At 44.4% G+C, this 23,759-nt stretch carries 17 protein-coding genes and 1 pseudogene; 11 read left to right on the top strand and 7 right to left on the bottom strand.

What is annotated here, in order from left to right; all coding sequences use genetic code 11:
* Positions 1-10: 10 nt before the first annotated feature.
* The 3 genes from RIC07_RS26560 to RIC07_RS26570 form a co-directional block, all read right to left on the bottom strand.
* Positions 11-1,123, bottom strand: a complete 1,113-nt coding sequence (locus RIC07_RS26560; protein WP_446397134.1) for an ankyrin repeat domain-containing protein — start codon at positions 1,121-1,123, stop codon at positions 11-13.
* A gap of 312 nt (positions 1,124-1,435) precedes the next feature.
* Positions 1,436-1,777 (bottom strand): hypothetical protein, encoded by a 342-nt coding sequence (locus tag RIC07_RS26565; RefSeq protein ID WP_446397135.1) that lies wholly within the window; start codon positions 1,775-1,777, stop codon positions 1,436-1,438.
* Positions 1,778-1,863: 86 nt separating this feature from the next.
* Positions 1,864-2,043, bottom strand: coding sequence for a hypothetical protein (locus RIC07_RS26570; protein ID WP_446397136.1), 180 nt, complete (start codon positions 2,041-2,043; stop codon positions 1,864-1,866).
* Between RIC07_RS26570 and RIC07_RS26575 the strand changes: the two genes are divergently transcribed.
* The 4 genes and pseudogenes from RIC07_RS26575 to RIC07_RS26590 form a co-directional block, all read left to right on the top strand.
* Complete coding sequence (locus RIC07_RS26575; protein ID WP_446397137.1) at positions 2,038-3,276, top strand: GerMN domain-containing protein; 1,239 nt, start codon at positions 2,038-2,040, stop codon at positions 3,274-3,276. The two genes, RIC07_RS26570 and RIC07_RS26575, sit on opposite strands and share 6 nt — an antisense overlap.
* A gap of 125 nt (positions 3,277-3,401) precedes the next feature.
* Positions 3,402-3,605: a hypothetical protein gene (locus RIC07_RS26580; protein ID WP_446397138.1), complete on the top strand. Its 204-nt coding sequence runs from the start codon at positions 3,402-3,404 to the stop codon at positions 3,603-3,605.
* 182 nt (positions 3,606-3,787) lie between these two features.
* A protein-coding gene (locus RIC07_RS26585) for an IS630 family transposase (RefSeq protein WP_446397139.1) occupies positions 3,788-4,734 on the top strand; the annotation gives its coding sequence in 2 pieces (ribosomal slippage) (positions 3,788-4,124 and positions 4,124-4,734; 948 coding nt in all).
* Between the two features lie 21 nt (positions 4,735-4,755).
* Positions 4,756-4,998: pseudogene (locus tag RIC07_RS26590) on the top strand (tetratricopeptide repeat protein); the annotation flags it as partial.
* A gap of 67 nt (positions 4,999-5,065) precedes the next feature.
* Here the strand turns inward: RIC07_RS26590 and RIC07_RS26595 are convergent.
* The 4 genes from RIC07_RS26595 to RIC07_RS26610 all read right to left on the bottom strand — a co-directional run bounded on the left by RIC07_RS26595 (position 5,066) and on the right by RIC07_RS26610 (position 12,786).
* Positions 5,066-6,574 carry an HlyD family efflux transporter periplasmic adaptor subunit gene (locus RIC07_RS26595; protein ID WP_446397140.1) on the bottom strand — a complete coding sequence of 503 codons (1,509 nt, stop codon included), beginning with the start codon at positions 6,572-6,574 and terminating at the stop codon, positions 5,066-5,068.
* 142 nt (positions 6,575-6,716) lie between these two features.
* A complete protein-coding gene (locus RIC07_RS26600) occupies positions 6,717-8,864 on the bottom strand; it encodes a peptidase domain-containing ABC transporter (protein WP_446397141.1) in 2,148 nt (715 codons plus the stop codon).
* A gap of 249 nt (positions 8,865-9,113) precedes the next feature.
* Positions 9,114-12,407 (bottom strand): type 2 lanthipeptide synthetase LanM family protein, encoded by a 3,294-nt coding sequence (locus RIC07_RS26605; RefSeq protein WP_446397142.1) that lies wholly within the window; start codon positions 12,405-12,407, stop codon positions 9,114-9,116.
* Between the two features lie 109 nt (positions 12,408-12,516).
* Positions 12,517-12,786, bottom strand: a complete 270-nt coding sequence (locus RIC07_RS26610; protein WP_446397143.1) for a mersacidin/lichenicidin family type 2 lantibiotic — start codon at positions 12,784-12,786, stop codon at positions 12,517-12,519.
* A 1,163-nt stretch (positions 12,787-13,949) separates the two neighbouring features.
* On the opposite strand from RIC07_RS26610, the gene RIC07_RS26615 reads away from it, so the two are divergent.
* The 7 genes from RIC07_RS26615 (at position 13,950) to RIC07_RS26645 (ending at position 23,534) form a co-directional block, all read left to right on the top strand.
* Positions 13,950-15,794, top strand: a complete 1,845-nt coding sequence (locus tag RIC07_RS26615) for an XRE family transcriptional regulator (protein ID WP_446397144.1) — start codon at positions 13,950-13,952, stop codon at positions 15,792-15,794.
* The gene (locus RIC07_RS26620; protein WP_446397145.1) at positions 15,787-17,055 is read left to right on the top strand and encodes a DUF1822 family protein; all 1,269 of its coding nucleotides are present in this window, start codon (positions 15,787-15,789) and stop codon (positions 17,053-17,055) included. Before RIC07_RS26615 ends, RIC07_RS26620 begins: the two co-directional genes overlap by 8 nt.
* Positions 17,000-19,426, top strand: a complete 2,427-nt coding sequence (locus tag RIC07_RS26625; protein WP_446397146.1) for a CHASE2 domain-containing protein — start codon at positions 17,000-17,002, stop codon at positions 19,424-19,426. The genes RIC07_RS26620 and RIC07_RS26625 overlap by 56 nt, the downstream gene beginning before the upstream one ends.
* Positions 19,423-20,214: a DUF928 domain-containing protein gene (locus RIC07_RS26630; protein ID WP_446397147.1), complete on the top strand. Its 792-nt coding sequence runs from the start codon at positions 19,423-19,425 to the stop codon at positions 20,212-20,214. The genes RIC07_RS26625 and RIC07_RS26630 overlap by 4 nt, the downstream gene beginning before the upstream one ends.
* A 51-nt stretch (positions 20,215-20,265) precedes the next feature.
* Positions 20,266-21,348 (top strand): mechanosensitive ion channel family protein, encoded by a 1,083-nt coding sequence (locus RIC07_RS26635; RefSeq protein WP_446397148.1) that lies wholly within the window; start codon positions 20,266-20,268, stop codon positions 21,346-21,348.
* A 349-nt stretch (positions 21,349-21,697) separates the two neighbouring features.
* Positions 21,698-22,810 (top strand): mechanosensitive ion channel family protein, encoded by a 1,113-nt coding sequence (locus RIC07_RS26640; protein WP_446397149.1) that lies wholly within the window; start codon positions 21,698-21,700, stop codon positions 22,808-22,810.
* Between the two features lie 106 nt (positions 22,811-22,916).
* Complete coding sequence (locus RIC07_RS26645) at positions 22,917-23,534, top strand: DUF2062 domain-containing protein (protein WP_446397150.1); 618 nt, start codon at positions 22,917-22,919, stop codon at positions 23,532-23,534.
* The last annotated feature ends 225 nt before the right edge of the window (positions 23,535-23,759 follow it).

Raw genomic sequence — 23,759 nt, forward strand, 5'->3', positions numbered from 1 at the left:
ATTTAATCAGCTATTCAATCCGCAAAAGCTGTTTATTGTTCCAAATAAAATACTGAGTTTCTACGCCAGGAGGAACGTAAGTGGATTGGATAGCTTCGGGCGGATCAACTACCAGAAGATTACTATCGAGGCGAAAATCTAGTCCAACCGTAGAAACAAATTCGGGAAAGTATACGGCTCCCGTGTAGGCATCAACAATTGCAAATACTTGGCAAGTAGTCCCACACCCCCAGGTCGCAATTGTGTAGTGTTGGGCAAAGTTGGGACCATCTTTAATGCCATACTTTAGAGCATCTCTGAAAGTGTAGGCTTTAGGATGGCTGTCAAAATCAATAGGTGCGTGCTTTGTCAACGCTACGGTATCAACCGGATAGTCGTCGAATATCGGTGGGTTTGTCTTTGGGTTAACCTTAATGCTATCCTTTTTCAGATGAGGATCAGCTTTTTTTAGAAGTTCAACTATTTCGGTATATCCATTGTGTTGAGCTATGGTCAAAGCCGTGTCACCGTAGGGGGTTTGAGTTGTTGCATCAGCATGATTTGCTAGTAATAATTTCACGATTTTGATATGTCCACCTGCGGCTGCTCTCATCAGAGCAGTTGTGCCAACATCTCCAGCATCTTGGACATCAATATCTGCCCCTTTTTCAATCAAAATTTGAGCCATTTCAAGATGTCCCTCTCCGGCTGCATACATAAGAGCTGTTTCTCCTTCACCACTTTCAATGTTGACATCTGCATCAGCCTCTAACAAAACATTAAAGACATCGGCATTTCCATTGAGTGCAGCAAACATCAAGGCGGTGATAGCATTTGGATTGCTAGCATTAGCATCTGCACCATTAGCTAATGCCGCTTTTACTCCCGCCAGGTCTTGCTCCCTAACCGATTCTAATAAAATCGAATTGTGAGCTTCCTTTGACTCAATTCTTGCCTGTGAATTTGATGGGGCTTTATTTTGACGTTTGTTGGATTCTGTCGTTGAATTGGCTGGTTGTGAAGTCGGTTGGGCAGGTTCAGCTTTTTGGGAAACAGAATTCGTTGAATCGGTGGGAGATTCTTCATTAAAGTTTTCGGCTGATTCTTGGATACAACCGCCGAGTAGTATTGTAGCTGTTAACAATAAACAGGTTCTTTTTATAATCAGTGTAACCAAATTATCACTCTTTATTAACATAAGCCGTACAGTGTAAATACAAGTTTAGGGACTATTCCATTCAACAGACTGGTAAATTTGGTGCAGCAAAACTTGGTTATTGAGTGAAAATTGAGTAAAGTCTCGTGACCAATTTAGATTATCCAATGTTGTATCATAAATAATTGCCCAATATTTGCCAGTCGGATGATTAATAGCAACAACATCATTACCGACTAAAGCCGAATTTCCGTTAATTGATTTTTCAATGTAATATCTTGAGTCTGAATCAAACCTATTTTAAAAAGCTGTTACATCACTGCTAGAACCACTAAATAGCTGGATTAAAACATGGTTAGCTCCCATCAAAGCTTCGGACTGTCCTTCCTGCAAATAACAGTAAGCGATTGGTTCCATAATATAGATTTCTTTCCAGACTCCACCTTTGGTTGTGCTTTTTGCTACTGCTCGATAGTTACTGGCGACTTCAAAAACTAAACCTGATTGTTGATCACGAATCGTTTTTAAGCGTTGAGACGGAGTATTGTCTTCCTTTTCACAGCTATAGGCTATTGAGGATTGAATCAGGAGAATGGACAATGCCATTAATGGAATGTTGATTAGAGCCGTTTTGAGTTTCATCTATTTGCTCATTAGATTGATGGCTATGGTATCACGCTAGTCAAGGGATGGCTTGATACAAATAATTATAATTGGATTGCGATTTATTAAAAATCTTGAATTAAAGTAACAAAGCGATCGCGCCGCCACTGTGCCAGTGTAGGGTAAATCATCTTGACCAGAAGGGGTATGCGATCGCCCCAGCGACTTTTTGCATAAATCTGAAATCGAGGGGCAATAAGTACAATGATACCTGCCGATTCATAACAGGAACATGAATCATGCAAAAGCTAAATCAGCCAAATCGACTAGAGAACCAATCCATACCTCCCAGAAATCCAGTTGGGAGTGAGGATAACCACTCTAGAAGAGTATCTCCCAAACATGAATCTGGTTTCTTGACCAACGCTTTAGGATGTTTACTGATTGTGCTACTGGGACTCAGTGCTTGTGGACAACCTGTCAATCAGAATGACCGTTCAACTCAGGAACCTCAACCTGAATCTGAATCTGAATCTGAGTTATCCCAAACCGATTCACAGGAAACTGAATTGTCCCAAGCTGAATCATCTCCACGTCGTTCCCAGACAACTCAAGTTCCAGAAGCGGCTAAATCTCCTGTTCAAAAACGAGTTAAAGTCTTTTTTCCAGTTACCGAATCGTCAGATCCTACTACCGTCAAATCCGTTTGGCGAAACACATCCAGTCCAGGTGTTGCCAAATTCGCGCTCACTCAACTCCTCGCCGGTCCCACTTCCTCGGAAAAACAGCAGGGACTCTCCTCTCTTACCCCTTTAAGTGGACGTTCTAACTGTGGTCAAGATTTTACGATTTCTATCGATGAGGGTACAGCATTTGTACAATTTTGTCGTAAAATAACTCACTATGGCATTGCCGATTCAGTGCGAATGACAAGTGCAATTGTGGAAACGCTCCAACAGTTTTCCACTGTGGCTGAGGTAAGTATTCTTGACCAAAACGGAAATTGTTTAGTTGCTGACGGGAAAGGGACTCTTTGTTTAGAGAAAGGACTCAATCAGGCAAAGCTAACTCCCCAATCTAAAATTGCGATTAATGGCTTTGGATCGGTAGATATTGGCATGACTGTTAAGCAAGCGTCACAGGCGGTGGGAGTTAATTTAGTCCCGATGTCCTCAAATCCTCATCCGGATTGTAGCTACTATCAAATGGAGCGAAATCCCGAAGAACTTGGGGTTTCTTTTCTGGTGAGTAACGGACGTATTGCCCGAATTGATATTGAAGACTCTCGCCCTCAAACGATTAGTGGCGCAAGGGTTGGTGATACAGAAAAACGGGTTCAATCGATTTATAAACAAAGGCTGCGGGTGAACCCCGCACAGCATCACGGTAATTTTCTGACGTTTGTTCCCCAAAGTCAACGAGACAAAAACTTGCGCCTTCACTTTCGTACAGATGGAACTCAGGTGTCCCAGATTGTTATTGGTAAACTTCCAGAAGTAGATTATGAAGAAGGTTGTTTAGGTTTTGAAACAGATTGATTAATAATGGTAATGGTTGGGGTTGTGAAACAAAAGAACCAACATTGCTTTAGACTATTTTTTTACTTTACAATTAAGTGGCAGATAGGGATAAATTTTAAATTCAAGAATACGGATCAATAAAAATGAAGAAAAATAAATTCAAAACAATTAGTATGGTTTTACTAATATTAGTGAGTTTTTGGTTAATTGCAGATGATATATTTTTGGCTTTAAATAAAGCAACGGACATAAACTTTTCTGAAAGATCTAAAGAAGAAAATGCGGCGCGAATATTAAAGTGGAATCTCAATAAATGTCCGAAAATAATTAATTTACACGGGAAGTGAATATGGAGAAGCAACTGTAACGGTAAAGTGTAGTAACGGCAAAGCTTATTTGTTATCTTTCAATGATCTTCATCATGTGACAGATTTTTTGGATGTTTATGATTGGGATATAGACGAAATATAGCAGATTGCGAAAGTATGGGGTACAATGTTTGAGATAAAATTATCTTGAATTTCTAAACATGAAAGCCTATTCACTAGATTTCCGAAAGAAAATCTTGGACACCTATCACAATACACCGATATCTCAAAGACAATTAGCCTTTAAGTTTAATGTCGCATTGAGCTTCATTAGCAAGCTACTAAAACAGTGGAGAGAAACTGGGAGCTTTGAACCGAAGCCCCTGCCCGGTCGCCCCAGAAAACTGAATCCAGCTCACGAACAAGTACTCATTGAGATTCTCGAACAACATAAGGATTGGACGTTAGCAGAATATCAGCAAGAGTTGAAGGAGAGAACCGGAGTTGAAGTCAGTACAACCCTCCTCTGTCGCCTCTTTAATAATCTGGGCTATCCGCTCAAAAAAAAACAATGCATCCCACAGAGAAAGAAAGTGAGCGAGTCCAACAAGCCAGAGTAGACTACTGGAGAGAAATCGAGGGAATCGACCCTGAAAACCTGGTTTTCGTAGATGAATCCGGAGTTAATCTCGGAATGACGCGCAGTCATGCTCGTGCCGAAATCGGGAGACGGGCACATGGAGATACGCCGGGACAAAGAGGAAAGAATGTTTCAATTGTTGGAGCAATGGCATTAACGGGCATCTTATGCTTTTATAACATTATGGGAGCCTATAATACGTTGAGCTTTGATGCATTCATAATTAATCATTTAGTACCCAAGCTATGGAAAGGGGCGTGTGTAGTTATCGATAATTGCTCAATTCATAAAAGTAAAGAACTCCGCGAAGCCATTGAGAAAATCGGGGCTAGATTAATATTTCTCCCACCCTATTCACCCGACTTTTCCCCGATTGAAAACGGTTGGTCAAAAGCCAAAACAAATCTCAAAAAGCTCAAACCAAGAACGTATCCTGATTTGGTGAAAGCGCTCCAGGAATCGTTAGATTCAATCACCACAAAAGATATCCGTAACTGGTTTACCCATTGCTGCTATTGTTCCTCATAATTTCGCAATTCGCTATATAATCTAGGATCAATTTTATTTGAACAGGAAGATTTAGAGGGAGCGCTAGAAGCCTTCCGCCAATCGGCTGAAAGTAACTCGAATTATGCCAATGCTTATTATGGGGCAGGTTTAGTCTTTCTGCGCCATAATCGATTGCGGGATGCCCAGCAAATTCTCGAATATGCCCGAAATCTGTACAGAAACCAAGGCAACGAGCAATGGGAAATCCGGGCAGAACAATTATTACAACAAATTCCTAACTGATAAGTCAGTAGGGACAAATGACAAATGACAAATGACAAATGACCAATAACCAATGACGATCTCCACCTTAAAAATTGGCAACTAACCTTGCTTTCCTGAGCAAAAAGGTAAGCACTGTCTCTTCTTGTGCAAGAATATCAGCTTTGCCTTCCATCCCGAATTGAAGGACGCATTTATTTTTGCCCTGACTGAGAAACAGGCGTTCTGGCTCAATGGTTACCTGGTAGAATGCTGCAATTGTTGCCGTCTTCTGGCTAGGGGCGACAGTCGCGATCGCAGGTGTCTGATTTGGGTTCAGTTGAATCGTATCCTCAGATATTTGCCTAACTACACCGTTGAGTGTACCGTAATCGGGATAGGGACAAGCCGAGACGCGCATTTGCACAGTTTGACCGACGTCTAATTTACCAATATCAGCCGGAGATACAGCAGCTTTTATTTCTAAAGGCACATCACTGGGAACAATTTGGGCAATGTTTTGTCCAGGTTGCACCGTTTGACCTGGGTTGCGTAGATTAAACTGGGAAATAATCCCATCAGCCGTGGCTCTAATCGTGGTTTGCTCTAAATCAAGGTCAATTTGTTGGAGTTCCTGGTTATTCCGTTCTAGCTGTTTCTGGATTTCAATGCGCTGTTGAATCAAGGCTTCTTTTTCTTTCGCTAGTATGGCGAGACTCGCTTCACCCGTCGCTTTTTCTTGAGCGATAGCCAAAGCTGCGATCGCAACGTCTGCATCACTGGGATTGAGACTGGCTTTGGCGCTTTGCTGTTTGGCTTGAGCCGCTTTAACTGCTTGTTTTAACTGCTCAATGGTTTGGTGTTGTGCCTCAACAGTGGCTTTTTGTGCCTCAACGGTTTGTTTGTGCTGCTCAACTGCCAGTTGGGCTTCTTCCAATTGATTTTGAGAAAGGGCACCCAATTGGGCGATCGGTTGATAACGGTTGAGTTTAGAACGGGCAGCATTTAACGCCGCTTGACTAGATTTTAAGTTGGCTTGAGTTGATGTTAATTGAATTTGCGCTTTTTGTAATTCGTTCTGTGCGCTGCTCACATTTGCCTCAGCTTCTTGGAATTGGGCATGACTGGTAATGTCTAAATCTCGATAATCCCGTTGACGGTGACTCAGTTGGGCATTAGCTGAAGCAACAGCGCGGTTAATTCGGTTTGTTTCTGCCTGAATCTGACGATTTAGGGCGCTAATTTGGGCGTTAATTTGAACCATTTGGCGTTGTGCTTGCTGAATATTATTTTGCACTTTCTGTTTTTCAGTTTGCAGGTTAGAATCATCCAGAGTGGCTATAATATCTCCCTTTTTTACCTCTTGATTTTCCCTAGCGGAGATACTAATGACCGAACCCTGTGTAGCCGTCTGAACTAACCGCAACTCTCCAGCCGGACGTACCTGAGCTTGAGCTTTTACAGTTACTCTATATTTCGTTACCGAACAAAGCGCGATCGCCACACCCACAGCACCAACCATGAATAGTCCGCCCCACTTTGTCCAACGACTTATTGGTGGCAGAAATTCATTGTTTTGAATAAGCGGTAAAAAATCTGGGCTAGGAGTACTGACCATGGTAATAATGAGTATAATGAGCGGAGAAACCTGACTTTTTACAGTATGTCGTGCCGCTGTAGGGGCGGGTTTCACGACTATCTTTTCGGTTGCACCTAGATGTAACTAAACCCGCCCCGATTCAGGTTTATAGAGTTTCCGATTAAGGGATTAAAAAATCTAAATGCTCACCTGTTTGTTGCCGTAACTCATCAACAAAACCTTGTAACTTCAACTTGCCAGACTCCAACATAACGATCCAATCTACCCGTTGAATCACTCGAGGACGATGACTAATCAAAATCGTTGTTTGACCTTGACGATGAGCTAGTAATCGGGTCAAAACCTCCGTTTCGCTAACCGGATCAAGAGCGCCTGTCGATTCATCTAAAATCAGTATAGGTGGGTGATTAACAATTGCTCTAGCAATCGCTAATCGCTGTCGTTGTCCACCGGAAATATTTGCCCCAAATTCTCCTAATACGGTTTGATATTTATCTGGTAATTGACTGATAAACTCGTCAGCCCCCGTAATCTGACAAGCTTGTACAATCTGCTCAAAAGAAACGTGAGGATCACCGAGGCGGAAGTTTTCCACAATTGAGCGACGCCAAAAGTGGGCGTCTTGGGGAACTAGCACAACCTGTTGTCGCAAACCATTGAGGCACAAATCCTGTTGATTATAACTACCAAAGCGAATATTACCCGACTGGAGCGGATATAGACTAGCAATGAGTTTAGCCAGGGTACTTTTACCACAGCCAGATTTGCCAATTAGGGCAATCACTTTACCCCCAGGAAACCTTAGGGAAAAGTCTTGCAGCAAAGACACTCTACCCGCGTGGTGAAAGTTAAGATTAGTGCAGATAATGTCAGCATTACTAGGAATCCGAACCCAGGGCTTTTGACTACCGTCTTTCGTTTCCGGTGGCGTGTCAATGACTTCAGTAAAACGCTGGGTGGCAGTTTTGGCGCGGGTGAATTCATCGACAAAGCGAATTAGGGTATCAATTAAAGTTGTAAAATTACCATTCATGCTGTTAAACGCCAAGAGCATACCAATCGTTAACTCTTGTTGAATCACCAACGTGCTACCGAACCAGAGTAGGGTAATACTGCCGATACTAGAAACTAAATTGGAGAAGATTCCATTGATAATGCCAATTTGATTTGTCCCCAGAGTGAGAGTCGCCAGACGACTAAAGCGACCTTGGAATTCTTCCCAGAATTGAGGTGCGGCTGTTGTGGTTTTCAGAGTGAGAGCGCCTTTGAATGTTTCGACTAAGATCCCTTGATTTTCGGCTTCAGTGACTAAGACAGAACGAGTTTTTTGGTGTAATGTGGGCATAAATATGACCGTTGAGAGGGTCATCAACAGAGCAATTACACCAGCGACAGCGGTAAGTTTAGCGCTATAAAATACCATGCAACTCACCGAAATCAGAGCAATAAAAAACTGACTTGGCAGGGAGACAACCACCTGAGCAATCAACTGATTGATTTCCTGAATATCCCGCAATCGACTAGCAATTTCACCACTGCGACGGGATTCATAGTAATCTAGGGGCAGGCGCAGAATTTGCCGTGCGAAGTCCAAGATGAGTCCTAATTCCAGACGCTGGGCAAAGTGAGCAATCAGGTTAGATTGGGCAAGTCGCAGACTACTACTAACCAGGTGCATAACAATGACTGCGATCGCGACACTGGTTAGGAGTTGGGTATCCCCTCGCACAAGGACATCATCGGTGAGGAGTTGTAGCAGGAATGGAGAAGCTAGGGAGAGTAAACCGAGTACCACGTTAAGCAGTAAGGTTTGGGCAAGCAGGGCGCGGTAGGGTAAAATACGCCGGAAAAAGCGACCCAATCCGCCAATTTTCTCTTGTTCATCGGGTTGGGCAAAAAAGCGGACTGGATCAGGTTCAAGCAGCAGCATAACCCCACCCGTCCAGGCTTCCATGAGCCACTTTTGGGAAAGATAACGGATACCGACACTGGGATCAGCAACAACGTATTTATTGTTCCGTTTGCCATACAAAACTACCCAGTGATAGCCTTTCCAGTGAATAATTGCTGGCAGAGGTACGGCTTTTTTATTCACAACATCGAGAGGCGCTTTAATCCCCCGGGCATTAAAACCGAGAACTTCAGCGCCCCGTTTCAACCCCAATAAAGTGGTTCCATCTTGTCGAGTTCCCACAGCTTGCCGCATTCGGTTCAGGGTGAAGGTACGACCATAATATTTAGCAATAGAAGCCAGACAAGCCGCACCGCAGTCTTCTTCGCTATGCTGTTGAATAAGCTGGAATTTCATCGTTATACCGAGTGGCATTTCAAGGAAATAGGACGAATGGCACTGGAAATTTACAATTTTGGATCACCAAAACCATTGATATACCGTAGGGTGGGTTTCGACTTCGCTCAACCCACCAGCCTTAAGTCAGTATGCTACGTCTGAAACCGGGGCGGGTTTAGTCACATCTGGGTGAGATAAGAAACGATAACAGTGAAACCCGCCCCTACCTTCCTCACCTTTCCCATCTGCGACACGACCCAAGACGGTTTAACGTGATATAAAAGGTGGTTCCAGAGTTAGCACCGAGGGAACACGCTCTGGTGCGGCTAGTCGCAGTAACTCATAACCAATCCCTGCTAGTCCAGTCATGAGTCCAGGAGTCTCAACTTCTAAAGGAACGCCACAGAGCCAGCCATGGTGATTGATCCTGTCGAGGATAATGGCAGCAAGGCGGTCAACTTGAGTTTTCCACTGGGGTTCATCTAACATTTGGCTGGCTTGTAGGAGTAACTCCAGATTGCCTAAATCACCGTGACACAGGGAATGATTACCACCAAAACCATGAGCCAGAGTGGTTTTGAGGGCGATGTCAATCTCGGCTCGGATTTGAAGATCATCCACATAGGGAAGACACCCCAGACGAGCCAGTCCAATTCCTGGTGCGCCATTACACCATGCAGTCATAAACTTTGCCGAGGATTGCTCTGTCCCCTGTCCCGGTATCTTCGCATCACGCCGATCAAACCAGTTACCTTCCTCCTGGCAAAAGAGGGTGCGTTCAAATTCAATGGCTTGTCGAGCCAGGGTGTGAAATCGCGGCTCCCCTGTGAATGCTGCTAATTTGAACAACGCCCAAGCTATACCGGCGGCACCATGGGAAAAGCCGGAAAGTGGACTCTGACTAAATCCATGTGCCACCCAAGCTAAACCCCGTTCCATTGGTTGAGCATGAGCCAGAAGCCAGTCACCGCATTGGACAGCCGTTTGCAACGTTAACGAAGAAGGGGAATGGTGATGTAGAGTCATTAGACTAGCAATACATCCTGCTGCACCACCAATCAGATCAAACTGCTGATCGGATTCGATTAAATTGGGGAGTAATGCCGCAATTTGCTCGGCTTCAGCGATTAGTTCGGGTTGTTCCCACAGCACTCCTAAGTGAGTGAGGGTGTAGATGACTCCGCCCCATCCAGTAAAGGCACCAATCGAGGTAACCACTGACTTGACCTGTTCCACTTGATGGCGTACCGTTTTTATCGCCGCTTGAGCCAAGACAGTGTAACGTTTTTGGTTTGTCACGGCACCAAGATAGGCAAGGAAAAGGGCGATACCTGGTAGCCCGGTATAAAGGTCTAGTCCAGAGGAAACCAGCATCCAATTCCGTTGGTCAACCAGTGTCAGTCCAACCCAAGTGGCATTTTCTTCACCTTGCACCACTAAGGACTCAAGTCGCTCTCCCACGGCTAAGGCGGCAGCAAGAAACTGATTCTGATCAACACTAGTATTTGAAGGATGAGAAATTATCGGTCGGGAGACTGACCCGTGTTTGCGTTCATCTCCAGTTACGGTGGTTGCCAACGATGCCCGGATATACCAGGTTTGTTGAGCCAGATCCTGATCACTCAACTGACGCAAACGCCGTTCCGGAGAGGACATGGTAGATTCATCAAAAAAGTTGTCAATCCGTTTCCCGGAACTACTCCACAAATGACGTGAACCGGGATGGGTAAAAAATGCCGGAATATCACCTTGCTCTAGATCCTCTCGCTCCGCAGGGATCACCCGAACCAGATCCGAGTCATTTTTGACTTCACTCCAAAGTTGATCAAACAAGCGATCGCGGTTTAAGGCGTCGCGTAAAACGTCTGGATGAAAGCTCTCATGGAGTAATATGCCATAGAACCGAGTTGGACGCAGAATCACACGCACCTCATCTTCACGAAAAGCCGCCAGAGGTCCTGAGTCACACAGAAGTTGCTCGCGATGGTTCAGGAGCAATCGGTACATCGCGGTGAAACCCTTGATCAGGGATGGAATATAGTCCAAGAGACGCACCTCTTGTCCCGGCAACTGGGGACGATGATCACCCGCTTTTAACGGAAATCGGCTGCGTTTGAGTTGCATCTGGTCTGTACCTGCTCCTTCCCAGTAGGGGAGGGGATCAGGGGATAGCTGACCCGCTGTAGCACCCAAACCACTGATATCTAAGCCCTCTGACTGAGCATCGAACCAAAGGCGCATGGGTAATAAGCCAACTTTCAATACTGACTGGAGGAGTCTATTGACAACGAGTTGTTCCATATTGTTTTCATCTCTGCGTTCTCTGGGTGGATGAAACAGAGCTTCTAGATCCAGAAGCACAGGATGTTCCCCGGCTGCAATCAGATTCTCGAAATGAAAATCAGTAGCACCCAAGGCATATAAAATTGCCAGGTATGCACCTTGTCGCTCGTAGAATCGTTCCAGTTCAGCCGTTGTCTTACACCCCTGTGCTGTGACGAATTCAACCCATCCGTAGTCACCCCGGTTGAGAACGTTTAACGTTCGCAAGGTTGGGTGGTTACCGCGTTGGTTCAACCAGGATAAGAGTTCCTGGAAATGGACATCAATGCCCAATGATTTCGGTTTATAAACAACTTTCCAGCCAGACGTGAATGTGGCAATGAGTACTGATCGTCCGCCCCGATGTTTGTCTCCTAAGTTCCCCTCTAGCTGCGATAATTTGTCCGATGTTTTGTTGATTCCTAGAATTGTTTGCAGGGTATGCCAATCTTGACAAAGGTGAGTAAGAAACTCAAGGCTAAAGCAACTAAGATGATGAATATGGAGCAGGAGTTGGCGAGCTAAAACCGGGTATTCTGCGAGGATAGCCAATGCTATATCCTGCTGATTTAGCAGCTGAATGAAGCTCTCAAAGCGCTCTTTCGGGGTATCTCCTTTGAGCAGTCCCTGTAACCGAGCTACGTTAAGTTCTAGGACTAGAGTGCGGTTTAATAGATGGAGTAATTCCTGAGACCAATTTGCCAAAAGTATGGCTTCGATGGTGTCTGGGTCAAAGGGTAGAGAAGTGTGTGCCGTAACCAGCTTCTGGATTCCTTGGCGGAGATTGTCAATGCCTTGGCGCAGCAAAGGCTCGATCACATAAAGAAATCCGACTTCGGGTTTGTTGTTCCATTGTTTGAGTAGCGCTACGGCATCGAAAGACATGGAACCAGCAAAGGCTTGGGTAAGATGTTCAACCCATTTTGGAGGTATAGATCTGCGATCCTGAACGGCATTTATCGGCTCACCGAGTAACTGCAAAAACTCTTTTTCATTAATACCATTGAGTGCCAGACGTTGCTCAAAAAATGTCGCGCTTGAAAACTGGGAACGCCAGCGTTCTAGACGACGTTCAGCCAATTTCCAATCTATGTTATGTTTGGGTTTAGGATAAGTACAAGTACGCAGCGATGCTATCCGTTCTGTTAACGTTAGGGCGTGATACCAAGCGGTGGATGGACTTGAGGAGCGAGGTACAGGGATTATCGTCGAGTTGCTTGTATCCTCTGATGGCGTCACAGTATACCTCCATGGCGACAGTAATTTCCGGTAAAGGTGGGTGAACCATGACAGCTCACCCAATGTTTATTAGCAGAGGCTTTACATAAAACGAAATGCCCCTATCGTATTAGATGCTGAAACAGCAACAGGTTGAGGTTGATGACATGGCTTGGCTAATGTTCTTACAATTGGAAAGCCACGACCATAAGCTTAACTGAAGAGGTTGGGAGCCATTCTTCAAAGATGTTGACGCGCCACCAACGAGGTTTTGCATCTCCTGCTCCGCCAATTCTAGGGAACCTGCGGGATTCTCCGGTAACTGCGATCGCTGCTCTTCACTCAAGCTCTGGCGATACTCTTCATCTTTCCAAGCGCGAATGATGTCAATATTTGACATACTTTTTCTCCTTAAGTTTTATTGGTGTATTCGGGTTTGACCCCTTACAGTTGGGCTTATTAGGGTGGCGTTTTCGGATTTATGCACTTTGGCAGAGCTATCTGGGAAAAGGTGTTGTTATACAACCCAAAAGCAGCTCATTCCAATAAAAGTGCTATTCCTCTAACGCCTCAAACCCTATAACTGGCTTAGTAGGATCGAGTTTTGCGATTTATGCAGTTAACTGGAAGAAATTCTGCGATCGCACAGAACCTTGGCGTGTGAAAGCACAAGATGTTGATCAGGGGTTGGGTTTTATGAATGATTGGAAAATCCTGTAATCATTTTTTGATCACCAGTCTGATGATTAGGGCGAGTAACTCATACGATCCAAACAGAATACTGATGGAAACGGTCATGAGGGGAATAGCATAAGCAGGCTTCACAGCTAGCTTATTGGAGTTATCGGATAAGCTCTATTTATAGGCTAAAACCTCTTCAATACATATTTTCTTGGAACATTTTTTAATTGAAATTGCCTCCGCTTGTTGCAAGTCCCTTGCCGCCTCTTTTGAGATAACGTATCCGAATACACTGCCCAAAAGTATCAAGACAATAATTTTAGAAATTACCGCAAGTCTAGTCATCTCAAGCTTGAAATTGATGACCCTTCTTTGCCATGGGCGAATTCTCCCTTTCTTGACTCAAATTAAAATAGATTATAGTTTGGCTTACCCCGTTAGGGGCGCGATCGCTTTCGCCTTCGTCTTCCTCGATAATGAGTATTACTTTTGTCAAGTACAATTTATACAAATTAGATGAGCTTACCCTGATCCTGGGTTGAGTCTAATTGATTCGGATACCTTGGATTGGCTTATTGAGGTTTGTTTTTGGGTTTATGCATTTAGGTAGGCTAACGATGCACCTTCCTTATTAGGATTAAGTTTTTCGATTTATGCAGTTAACGGGAAAACATGACACGCTCTAGCCTTGAGTCGCTGCGTAAGGGACTTGCGGCTTAATAATATACCAATCAAGCTTGGCTGAGTTGATGAATACAGCTTTCCTCACTGGTACTTTATTTTTACGCAGCTCCCTAAGTTCTCTCGGAGCAATTTCTGATACAGTTAAATTAGTGCAACACTAGCTGATCAGAATTATACGTTCTACACGAGCCAGTAACCATGTCAAATGGACAACATCAGGAGATTATTGATCAATTCTGTATTTTATATGAGAGAACCAGCCATAAGGGTTATCCCGGCTTCAAACCCTCGCTTCAGCCGCGCCTGAAACGCCGCATGGAAAAACTGGTTCAGTTACATCCAGAGTGGCACAGGAACGATTATGTTGACTATTTCTGGAGTCTCATCAATCAGGAATCACAGCCCGAATCAGAACAACAATTCGCCCATCTCCATCTGGTTGCTTATTTGGATGCTTCTCGCTGCCATTTTATCCGCCAGTTTTCCCGCAAATTCCCCTTTCCTTTAGCCACCTGTCTCCATTTCTTTGACCTGACAACGGATGTTCTCTATAATCGCGACTCTTTAAAAAAAATTATTGATAACTATAAAGGGACTACGAGTCATGCCGCTAATTTGAAAACTTATGTAGAAGGTGCCCTTAAGAATATCATCCTCGACCAAATGAATTGGGAATCTGACTGGCATCTTTTATGTAATGTGGATCTCACCAGTCGCCGAAAATTCAATAATGCCCAGCAACGATTGAAAGAGGCTTTATTGCGTCAAGGAGTAAGGGAACCGATGATTTCTCACTATTGCTTTGCTTGGCAGCATTTTGTTCCTATCTATAAAAACAATCGGCGTTATAACCCGAGCCAAAGGAAAGGCAGGGCGTGGGTGCAACCTGAACTCAGTGATTTTGAAGAAACAGCTAGAGCGTATAATATGAATCGCTTTGTTGCCAATGCTCCCCTACAGGTTTCATCTGGATCAAACGTAACGGCACAGATGATTCAGCAATGGATGACGAGTTGTATTAATGCGTTACGCAATTATCAGAAACTGGTAGAAACCTCAAGAGATGCCGATAGCTATGAAAAACACTATGATTTATCGGTTAATCCTTGGGAAATAGTGGAGTCTGACCAAGATTCTGACGAATTAATCAATCATATAACGTCTAGTTTACAGGCACAACTCCAGACTATTGATCAAAATTTAGAAAAAATTAGGAGTAAAATTCCCCAGCAATTTCGTCAGGCGGTTATGCCTTTGTGCTATCCTCACGAACTTTCGCTGCTGGTTCAAGAACAGTTTGCTAAGAAAGTGGGAGTCAATCAAGGGACAATCGCTCGTTTTATCGCCAATACCTACAAATCTCCTCTGTTAACTCAACTCGATAGTTTGATGCGGACGCAGTTATCCCCTGATTTGGAGGGTTGGAGTCAAACCTATGTGAACGAGTTTTTGTCAAAGCGATTTGCTAATCCTAATCAAACTCATGAGATTGATCGGGCGTTAATGGTTACTATTAATTCTCTCGATCACCAGTCCCAATTACTCCTTAGATTGTATTATGGGCAAAACAAGAGTATTGATACCCTGGTTGAGGATTTAGCCTATGAGTCTACCTATACCATCGACCAAAATTTAATTTCAATTCGATCTGAGTTGCAACGAGTCGCTAGAGAAACAATCCATAAACTACAGATCAGTTATGTTGAGCAAGTCACTAGAACCTACTATAAGCAAGTCGTATCTTGCCAATTATTGACAGCTTTCTCCAGTATGAAATTGAGGAAAATTCTGAAAATGCGATATGCCCAAAGACTGCCTGAAGACAAGATTGCTCGGCTGCTGCCCAACGAAAACATAAGCCAAGTGATTAACGACGCTAAACAGCAATTACAGCAGGTTTTACTCCAGTGGAGTTATGGAAATTATGGAATTTCTTTAGAAGCCGAAAAAGAACAAGTCAGTAAAGTTATTGAAGTTTGGCTAAATCAGTTGTATTGCTTAGATTTAAACGAGAATAATTTTGGTAAAAGCACTTATGTTTAAATTGCTCGAATTATCAACAACTTATCCTAATCAAGTTTGGTTGAATTTATCCGAAAAACAACAACAACAAGCTTGGCAGCGATCGCAAAACCATGCTAATGCAATGACTTGCTGTAATGCCTACCTGAATGAACTCTGTTTAACGGCATTTATTCCTTGGCTGGAGGGATGGTGTCAAGAAGGACAAGAGAGTGACAAATCAACTCGAATTAGTACTTTTTCCGAGTCCTCTTTACCCAGTCTCTGGGAATTTATTAATGGTACTATAATTAACTTCGGTGACGTTCGACTGGCGCTTATTCCTACAGATAGCACCGATTTAGATGAGGTTTGTGTTCCTCAAGAGTGGGTAGATATTGTCAGTTGGAGAGCCGATTATTATTTGGCTGTACAAATAAACTTGGATAGTCCCGATGCATCCTGGATGCGACTATGGGGATATATTAGCTATCAAAATTTGCAGCAAAACGGGATATATGAAGAAAGCGATCGCGCCTACTACATTTCGGGACAACATTTAACTCCAGATCTGACTCTGATGTTACTCCAACCTGAACCCGTTTTTCCCAAGAATTTACAAGTTGAATCAAGACCATCTTTAACCCAAGAAACCGCTGAAAGGTTATTGGCACAACTGAGTCAATCCTCCGTTTCCGCACCGCGTCTTGCGGTTCCATTTGAGCAATGGGCTGCATTTGTCACAAACGAACAATGGCGTCAAGACTTATATGAAAGGCGGTTAAAACAAGTTCAACGAGTGGCAGAATCTGATCCACCTCGGATTAATCTAGGACAATGGTGGCAAAATATCTTTGAGTCGGGTTGGCAATCCCTGGACGCCTTTTTAAGCCGAGATTCAGTTCAGGTTGCCGTTAGTTTTAGACATAGACGATCGCAACGGAATGAAGAGAGACAGGTTTATGTAGAAGGGATTAAGGTAATCGATTTGGGGATAGAACTCAACAATCAATCCGTGGCGTTGCTGGTGGGTTTAGCCCGAGAAACAGAGGAACGAGTCAGTGTTCGGGTACAACTGTATCCGGTGGGAGAAACTACTATCTTACCCCCTAATATTCGCGTCGCCTTACTCTCTCAATCGGGTGCTATACTTCAGGAATACCAAGCCCGAATACATGATAATTTAATTCAACTCAAGCGATTCACCTGTCCCGTAGGGAAACAGTTCAGCATTCGGGTGACGCTGGGTGAATTTAGCATTACCGAAGATTTCGCGATCGCACTGTTTGCTACTGATGAGTAATTTAGTGATCTTGAACCTAGGACGAGGAGACTTGTACAATGGCTTTGCCTGGGTTACGGCTCAGTTACAGGTACAAGATCAACCCCAAAATCGGCAGGTAATCGGCAGTTTACCCGCCGCACCTCATCTGGTGGAACTTTACCGCCACTGGCAATTACTCTACGATTTACTCTATCAGGCTCGTTCGTTCATTATCCATCGCTCTCATCCTCAACCCATTGACATCGATGAAGATATCCAAATTGATGATACTGACGTAACTCACGTTGGCGAAGCTGATTTTGCGGAGGTTTGTCAGGAATTCCAACACCAGATTGATATCTGGCTCGATTCCCCAGACTTTAGTCCGATATGCCGTCAACTTTATCAGCAATTTAACCCGAATCAAGACATTCGCGTTATTATTCAAACCGAAGACAGTAACCTGAGAAAAATACCCTGGTATACCTGGCGATTTTTTCGGGATTATCCCCACGCCGAAGTGTCGTTGAGTTCTCTCAACATTGAACCGAGAAAAACGACTCAACCGCCAACTAAAACCGTGAGAATTTTGGCAATTCTCGGCGATGCAACGGGAATTGATATTGACGTGGATCAGCAATACCTAGCCAGTCTGGATGGTGCCGAAACCGTCTTTTTAGTCGAACCTCGCCGACAGGAGTTAAATGAGCAGCTTTGGCATAATCAGGGATGGACAATTCTCTTTTTTGCCGGACATAGTTCTAGCCAAAGGGATGGTAATTCCGGGGAGATTTATATTAACCCTAATGAGCGTTTAACCATTCCTCAATTAAAACACGCCCTCAATGAAGCGATCGCGGCGGGGTTACAATTAGCAATTTTTAATTCCTGCGATGGCTTGGGATTAGCGCGACAACTGTCGGATCTACAGATTCCCCATATTATTGTCATGCGCGAACCAGTGCCGGATAATGTGGCTCAAGCCTTCCTTAAATACTTTCTGATCGAGTTTGCTGGGGGGCGATGCTTTGATTTAGCAGTACGGAAAGCGCGGGAACGATTGCAAGGATTAGAGGGGGAGTTTCCCGGTGCAAGTTGGTTACCGATCATTGTGCAAACACCGACACCAATTGCACCCACTTGGCAGAATTGGCTGCAACAGCCAAAACCTGCCCCTAAACCTTCTATCATGGGAGCAAGACGCCCCCGTTGGCAAACTCTACTCTTAAGCAGTGCGATCGCGACAGGGTTGGTGATGGGAGTGCGGTGGTTGGGGTTTCTGCAATCTACAGAACTGTGGGCGTTTGATGTTCTGATGCGAATGCGCCCGACAGAACTACCCGATGATCGCCTAGTGATTATTACCATAGACGCCGCCGATATTCAATATCAAGATCAGCAGGGAATGAAACGGCAAGGATCACTGGCGGATCAGGCGTTAGTCAACCTCTTAGACAAAATTCAACCCCACCAACCCGCTGTCATTGGTTTAGACATTTATCGTGATCCAGTGGCGTTCAGATTAGATCCCGACGCCGCCAAACAAGCAATTCGTGAGCGAGATCAGCGATTTATCGACATTTGCCAAATCGGGGGAGGTGTGAGAACATCCCCGGAAATCCCCTCGCCATCAGGTGTTCCAGTGCAGCAGGTAGGGTTTAGTGATTTACCCTATGATCCAGATTTAGTCATCCGACGCCAGATTTTTGGCATGGCGGCGGGAACCCAGTGTCAGACTCAGCAATCCTTTAGTTTTCAGATTGCCCATCACTATTTAACGTCACGGGATATAGAATTTAAACGGCTTTCCCGCACCCGGTTTCAAATCGGCACCCGTATCTTCCCAAAATCGGAACGCCACAGGGGAGGCTATCATAATCTGGATTCCGGTGGCTTTGAAGTGTTGCTGAATTACCGGGCAACACAGAGAATTGCCCAAAAAGTCCCTCTACAGCAAATTTTAGACGGGTCAAAAGATGGGGAATTGGCAACCTTAATCCGCGATCGCATTGTGCTGATTGGTACAATCGATAACAGCTATGGAGACTATCATCTCACTCCCTACAGTGCTGCATTTAAGCCGATTCAAGAACTCTCAGGGGTAGAAATTCAGGCGCAGATGGTGAGTCACATCATCAGTGCGGTCTTAAATCAGCGACCTGTGGTATGGTGGTTTCCACAGTGGGGTGATGTGCTTTGGGTTTGGGCTTGGTCTGGAATCGCAGGTGTATGCATGGAACGATGGCATCAGCAGCGATTCTATCTCATCGTAGCTGGGGGTACAGCGTTAGCAGCGCTATGGGGATGCGGCTTTGTTTTCCTGTGGCGAACCGGACTTTGGTTACCTCTGATGCCGTCGATAGTCGCTTTCGCCATTGTCGGGATATTTTATTTCTGCCGATCTGTATGAAGATTAAACACTGGTTAATTCCATTAGCCTACAGTATAAGTTGGAGCTATTTTCCCTCCGGCTTAGGCACAGAGTCTTTTAGTATTCCGGGACAACTCATGCCTGGTGTGTTCGCCCAGCAAAATGATGAGAATGGCGATAATGTTGACTTTCAATCTGATGGTAGAAGTGGAAATCGCACCGGAGGCGGAAGTCGTAGCAAGTGTCCCCCAATGAATTTTCCCCTAACCGCGTTAGTTCCTGAATCGAACTGGGGGAGAACTCTTGAAGCACACCCGACATTGTGGTTTTATGTTCCTTATTCTCCAGAACAAGCCCCTGTGGGAGAGTTTGTGTTGCAAGATGAAGCGGGTAATGATGTCTATCGACTTCCGTTTCAGTTATCGCAAACGCCGGGTTTGGTTCGTCTCAGCATTCCGGATACTCAAGACTCACTGAAAAGGGGTAACTGGTATCGCTGGTACTTCACACTGTATTGCGATCGCGACAAATCGGCTAGTCCAGTTTTTGCCCAAGGATGGATACAGCGAATTCCTTTAACTCCCACTCTAGAACGTCAACTTAATGCAGCAAAACCCCGCGAAGATCAGGTTTATGTCGCCAACCGAGTTTGGTTCGATGCGTTAACGCATTTAGCGACTCTTCGTTTGGCTAACTCCCCCCAGGTTACCGATAAAGACTGGCGCAACCTATTGCAAGGGAAAGGGGTTAACTTGGAATTGCCCAGCCAAGATTTGAGCGTGGGTCATGTTATCTTTAACAAACCGAGTAGTTTGGGGGAGCTGTAAGCTGCACGCCATAATAGTTTAAACGGCTCATTGCTTAAATTGGAGATTCCTATGCTGGATGCCTTACCAGGAGTCCTAGATTTCGATATCCTGAAAACCTTTATTTTACTCGCACTTGCTGGGATTTTCGCGATCGCGGGCGGTTTGTTTGCCTTGCGCTGGCTAGGTTCGCTATGGGAGCGGTTCAGGGATATCTATCCTAAGGTGATTCAACCGGAAAAAGAATTACTGGGGTTAGTCCTGAGTCTAACCTTGACCGATATTATTTTTCTCGCTTATGCCAGACGAGAGTTTATCAAGCTGATAGAACTTCCCATCAGTCTCGCCTTAGCGATTACAGCGAGTTTATTAGGCTCTCGGTTATTCAAGCGGTTTTTTGATGCCTATCTGTTAAATGCCACCCTGCAAAGTGGACGGAAGGTGAATAGTGAATTATTACTCCTTTCCAAACTGGTTGTCAATTTACTGATTATTGTCACCATCATCATTATCTTTGCTCAAACCCATCAAATCAATATTTTTGGCTTGTTGGCAAGTTTGGGAATTGGTGGACTGGCGGTGGCGTTTGCGGCACAAAAAACCCTGGAACAGTTACTGGGTGGGATTGTAATTTATATTGACCGTCCTTTTGTGGTTGATGACTATATCGGTTTACCCGATGGTACATTTGGCAGAGTGGAATCTATCGGACTGCGGTCTACCAAAATCCGCTCCTCTGGGAAAGGAACGTTAATGGTGATTCCCAATAGTTCCCTCACTCAGGTTAGTATTGAAAACTTTACAGGGGCGAAGAAAGTAATTTCGATTATCTCATTAGTGTTCTATCGTCCAATCCCCGACCAAGAAAAATCGCTGATCCGGCAAGTTATCTTAGAAAGTACGATTGATATTTTTGGGATTGACTCTCGCAGTACAGATGTCACGTTTAAAGATATTATCCAAGATGGATCGTCGGGAATGACTCAAGCCCAAATTAACTTTTTTATCCTGGGTTCTGGTGAGTTCTCGATGGAGTTGCGCCGTCAAGTGCTGGATATTGCTAAACAAAATATCACCAAGCAACTCAAGGAATATGGTATTGCTTTTGACATTGAGGAACAAACTATTAATGTGGATTCACCCATTACGATCTAAGTAAGTAGATGGGGACAATAAAAGTTAACGGCTGAGATTGTCATTTGTCATACTCGCGCAAGCGAGAAGCAAGCTACGTCATTTGTAAGGCTTTGAGGTGTATTTACAGAACTTACTATAGGTAGGTTTATTGCCGCCGACCTACTTAGGGCATTCTGAATAAGTCTTGTGGCGGAGGGAAAAGGTAGAAGGTAGGAGGCAACAGTAGTGCGAGCGTCTCGCTCGCTATTCTGTATGGATATCGTTTAAATTTTCACATGAAAGGCATTACAGTTTATTATATAAAATACAGATGTGATATGTCGTGTCCGTCTAGCCATTCTGATTTCTCAAGTAGCCGTACTCGCTGATGAACTTAACTGATATACCTAACACGATTAGTGATGTTTCTCTGTTTGTATACTCCTTAAATCTGCCTAACTATGTAATTTTCCTGATCTTTGCTCTCCTCTCTATTTTAGCAGGTCGATACACGCCGATTCTAGTAAGCTGGATTATCCACCGATTTTCACTTCAGCTAGGAACGGAGATTTATGATAATTTAATCGCTCCACTCCAACAAGCGTTTAAATTTGCTGGCACGTTAATCTTACTCTCATTCTCACTGGCTTGGCTGGAGGTGTATCAGGGACTGCATGACTTCCTTCTTCCCTTTATGGATTTAGCCGTAACCGTGAGTGTGGCGTGGTTAGCCTCTCGCTTATTCCGCCAGTTTGTGCGAGTGTATGGGATAGGATTAGTGCGGAAACTGGGTCGAGAAGTTGATGAATTACTCCTGGTTTTTGAGACTCTAGCGAATGTAATCATCGGATTTATTGCCGTGGTTGCATTTGCTCAAAGCCAGCAAGTCAATTTAGTCGGATTACTTGCCAGTTTTGGGATTGGCGGTATTGCGATCGCGTTTGCAGCCCAAAAGACATTGGAACAGCTTTTGGGGACGATTGTCCTTTATTTAGACCGCCCATTTATTCCCGGAGAATATATTCGCTTACCGGATGGAGTGTTTGGTCGGGTTGAATCGATTGGCTTGCGGTCTACAAAAATCCGCACAGCGGCTAAAAGCACACTTTTGATTGTTCCGAATTCAACGATGGCAAATTGGGAAATCGAAAATGTGACCCGAGGCAAGAAGGTGATGGTGTTACTCTATTTGGATTTTTCTCAACTTCTGGAAGAACGAGAAAAGGCTTTAGTTCAACAAATTATTGCTGAGAGTACCAATTCTTTATTCGGCATCGATCCGGGAAGTACAAATATTACCTTAATTCCTTCCCTAGAGGACAAAACAACCCGTGCTAGAGTAACATTTTTTATTCTCGGCTCAAGCGAAAATTCCATTCAATTACGGAAGCGCCTATTGGAACTGGCTAATGACAAAATTTCCAAGCAGTTACTCGCTTATGGAATTAACTTTAAGATGAATGAACCGACGATTTATGTGGATTCACCGATTACCATCTGATCGGAATGATGATGAATTATGCATAAGGAATTAATCACAAAGGACAAAGGACTAATGACAAAGGACAACGAATGGAACTCGATCGCGATCGCACAGGTCAGTTAGGATGAGTGTATTATCTTGTGCCGCCCTTGCTGTAACTGTTTCTTCTCTAGCCTGTATGTCGTCTAGAAATTCCCTGCAAACTCGTCCCCACTGTTCATCATCAGAGGTTAAACCTGCACCCATTCGTCCTTTCCCTGATCGCAATCGCAAAGTCAGACCCAGTTTCCGACGGCGCTTACAATACTGTTACTGGCGCTTGATTCGTCTCTCTGGACCACCAGAGGCGATCGCACGCGGTTTAGCCTGTGGTGTGTTTGCGGGGCTGTTTCCCCTATTTGGACTACAAACGATTTTAGGGATATGTCTAGCGCTGATCTTTCGCGGCAATAAAATAATCGCGGCGGCTGGTACTTGGGTGAGCAATCCCTTGACTTATGTGCCGATTTATGCATTTAACTTCCATCTAGGGAAATGGCTACTCCAGAAAAATAGCTTAACCGATATTAGCCTCGGATCTTGGCAGGAGTTCAAGGCGTTAGGATCTGAGATTATCTGGACGCTATTTGTTGGCTGCTTTACGGTGGGGATGGTTGGTGGAATTTGTAGTTATTTCCTAGGATTGACACTGATTCGGCGGGTTCGCGCCTCTTATCGATCGCGTCGTCGGCATCAGCGTTAAATTGATGTAGGGGTCAATACTGCTCGGTTAAGAGGAGCAGGGGGAGCAGGGGGAGCAGGGGGAGCAGGGGGAGCAGGGGAAGAATAAATTACATTTAGAGCTTATTGAAACCCGTAAACTGTCCGCTATCCTGCTCCGGCTTACTTTGTTGAGGTTCCGGAGATAATCGCGACTTTGTTTTTAGATCGCCAAAACTCTTAATATACCGTAGGGTGGGTTTCGGCT

This window comes from Coleofasciculus sp. E1-EBD-02, from assembly GCF_040218245.1.
Taxonomy (GTDB): domain Bacteria; phylum Cyanobacteriota; class Cyanobacteriia; order Cyanobacteriales; family Coleofasciculaceae; genus Coleofasciculus.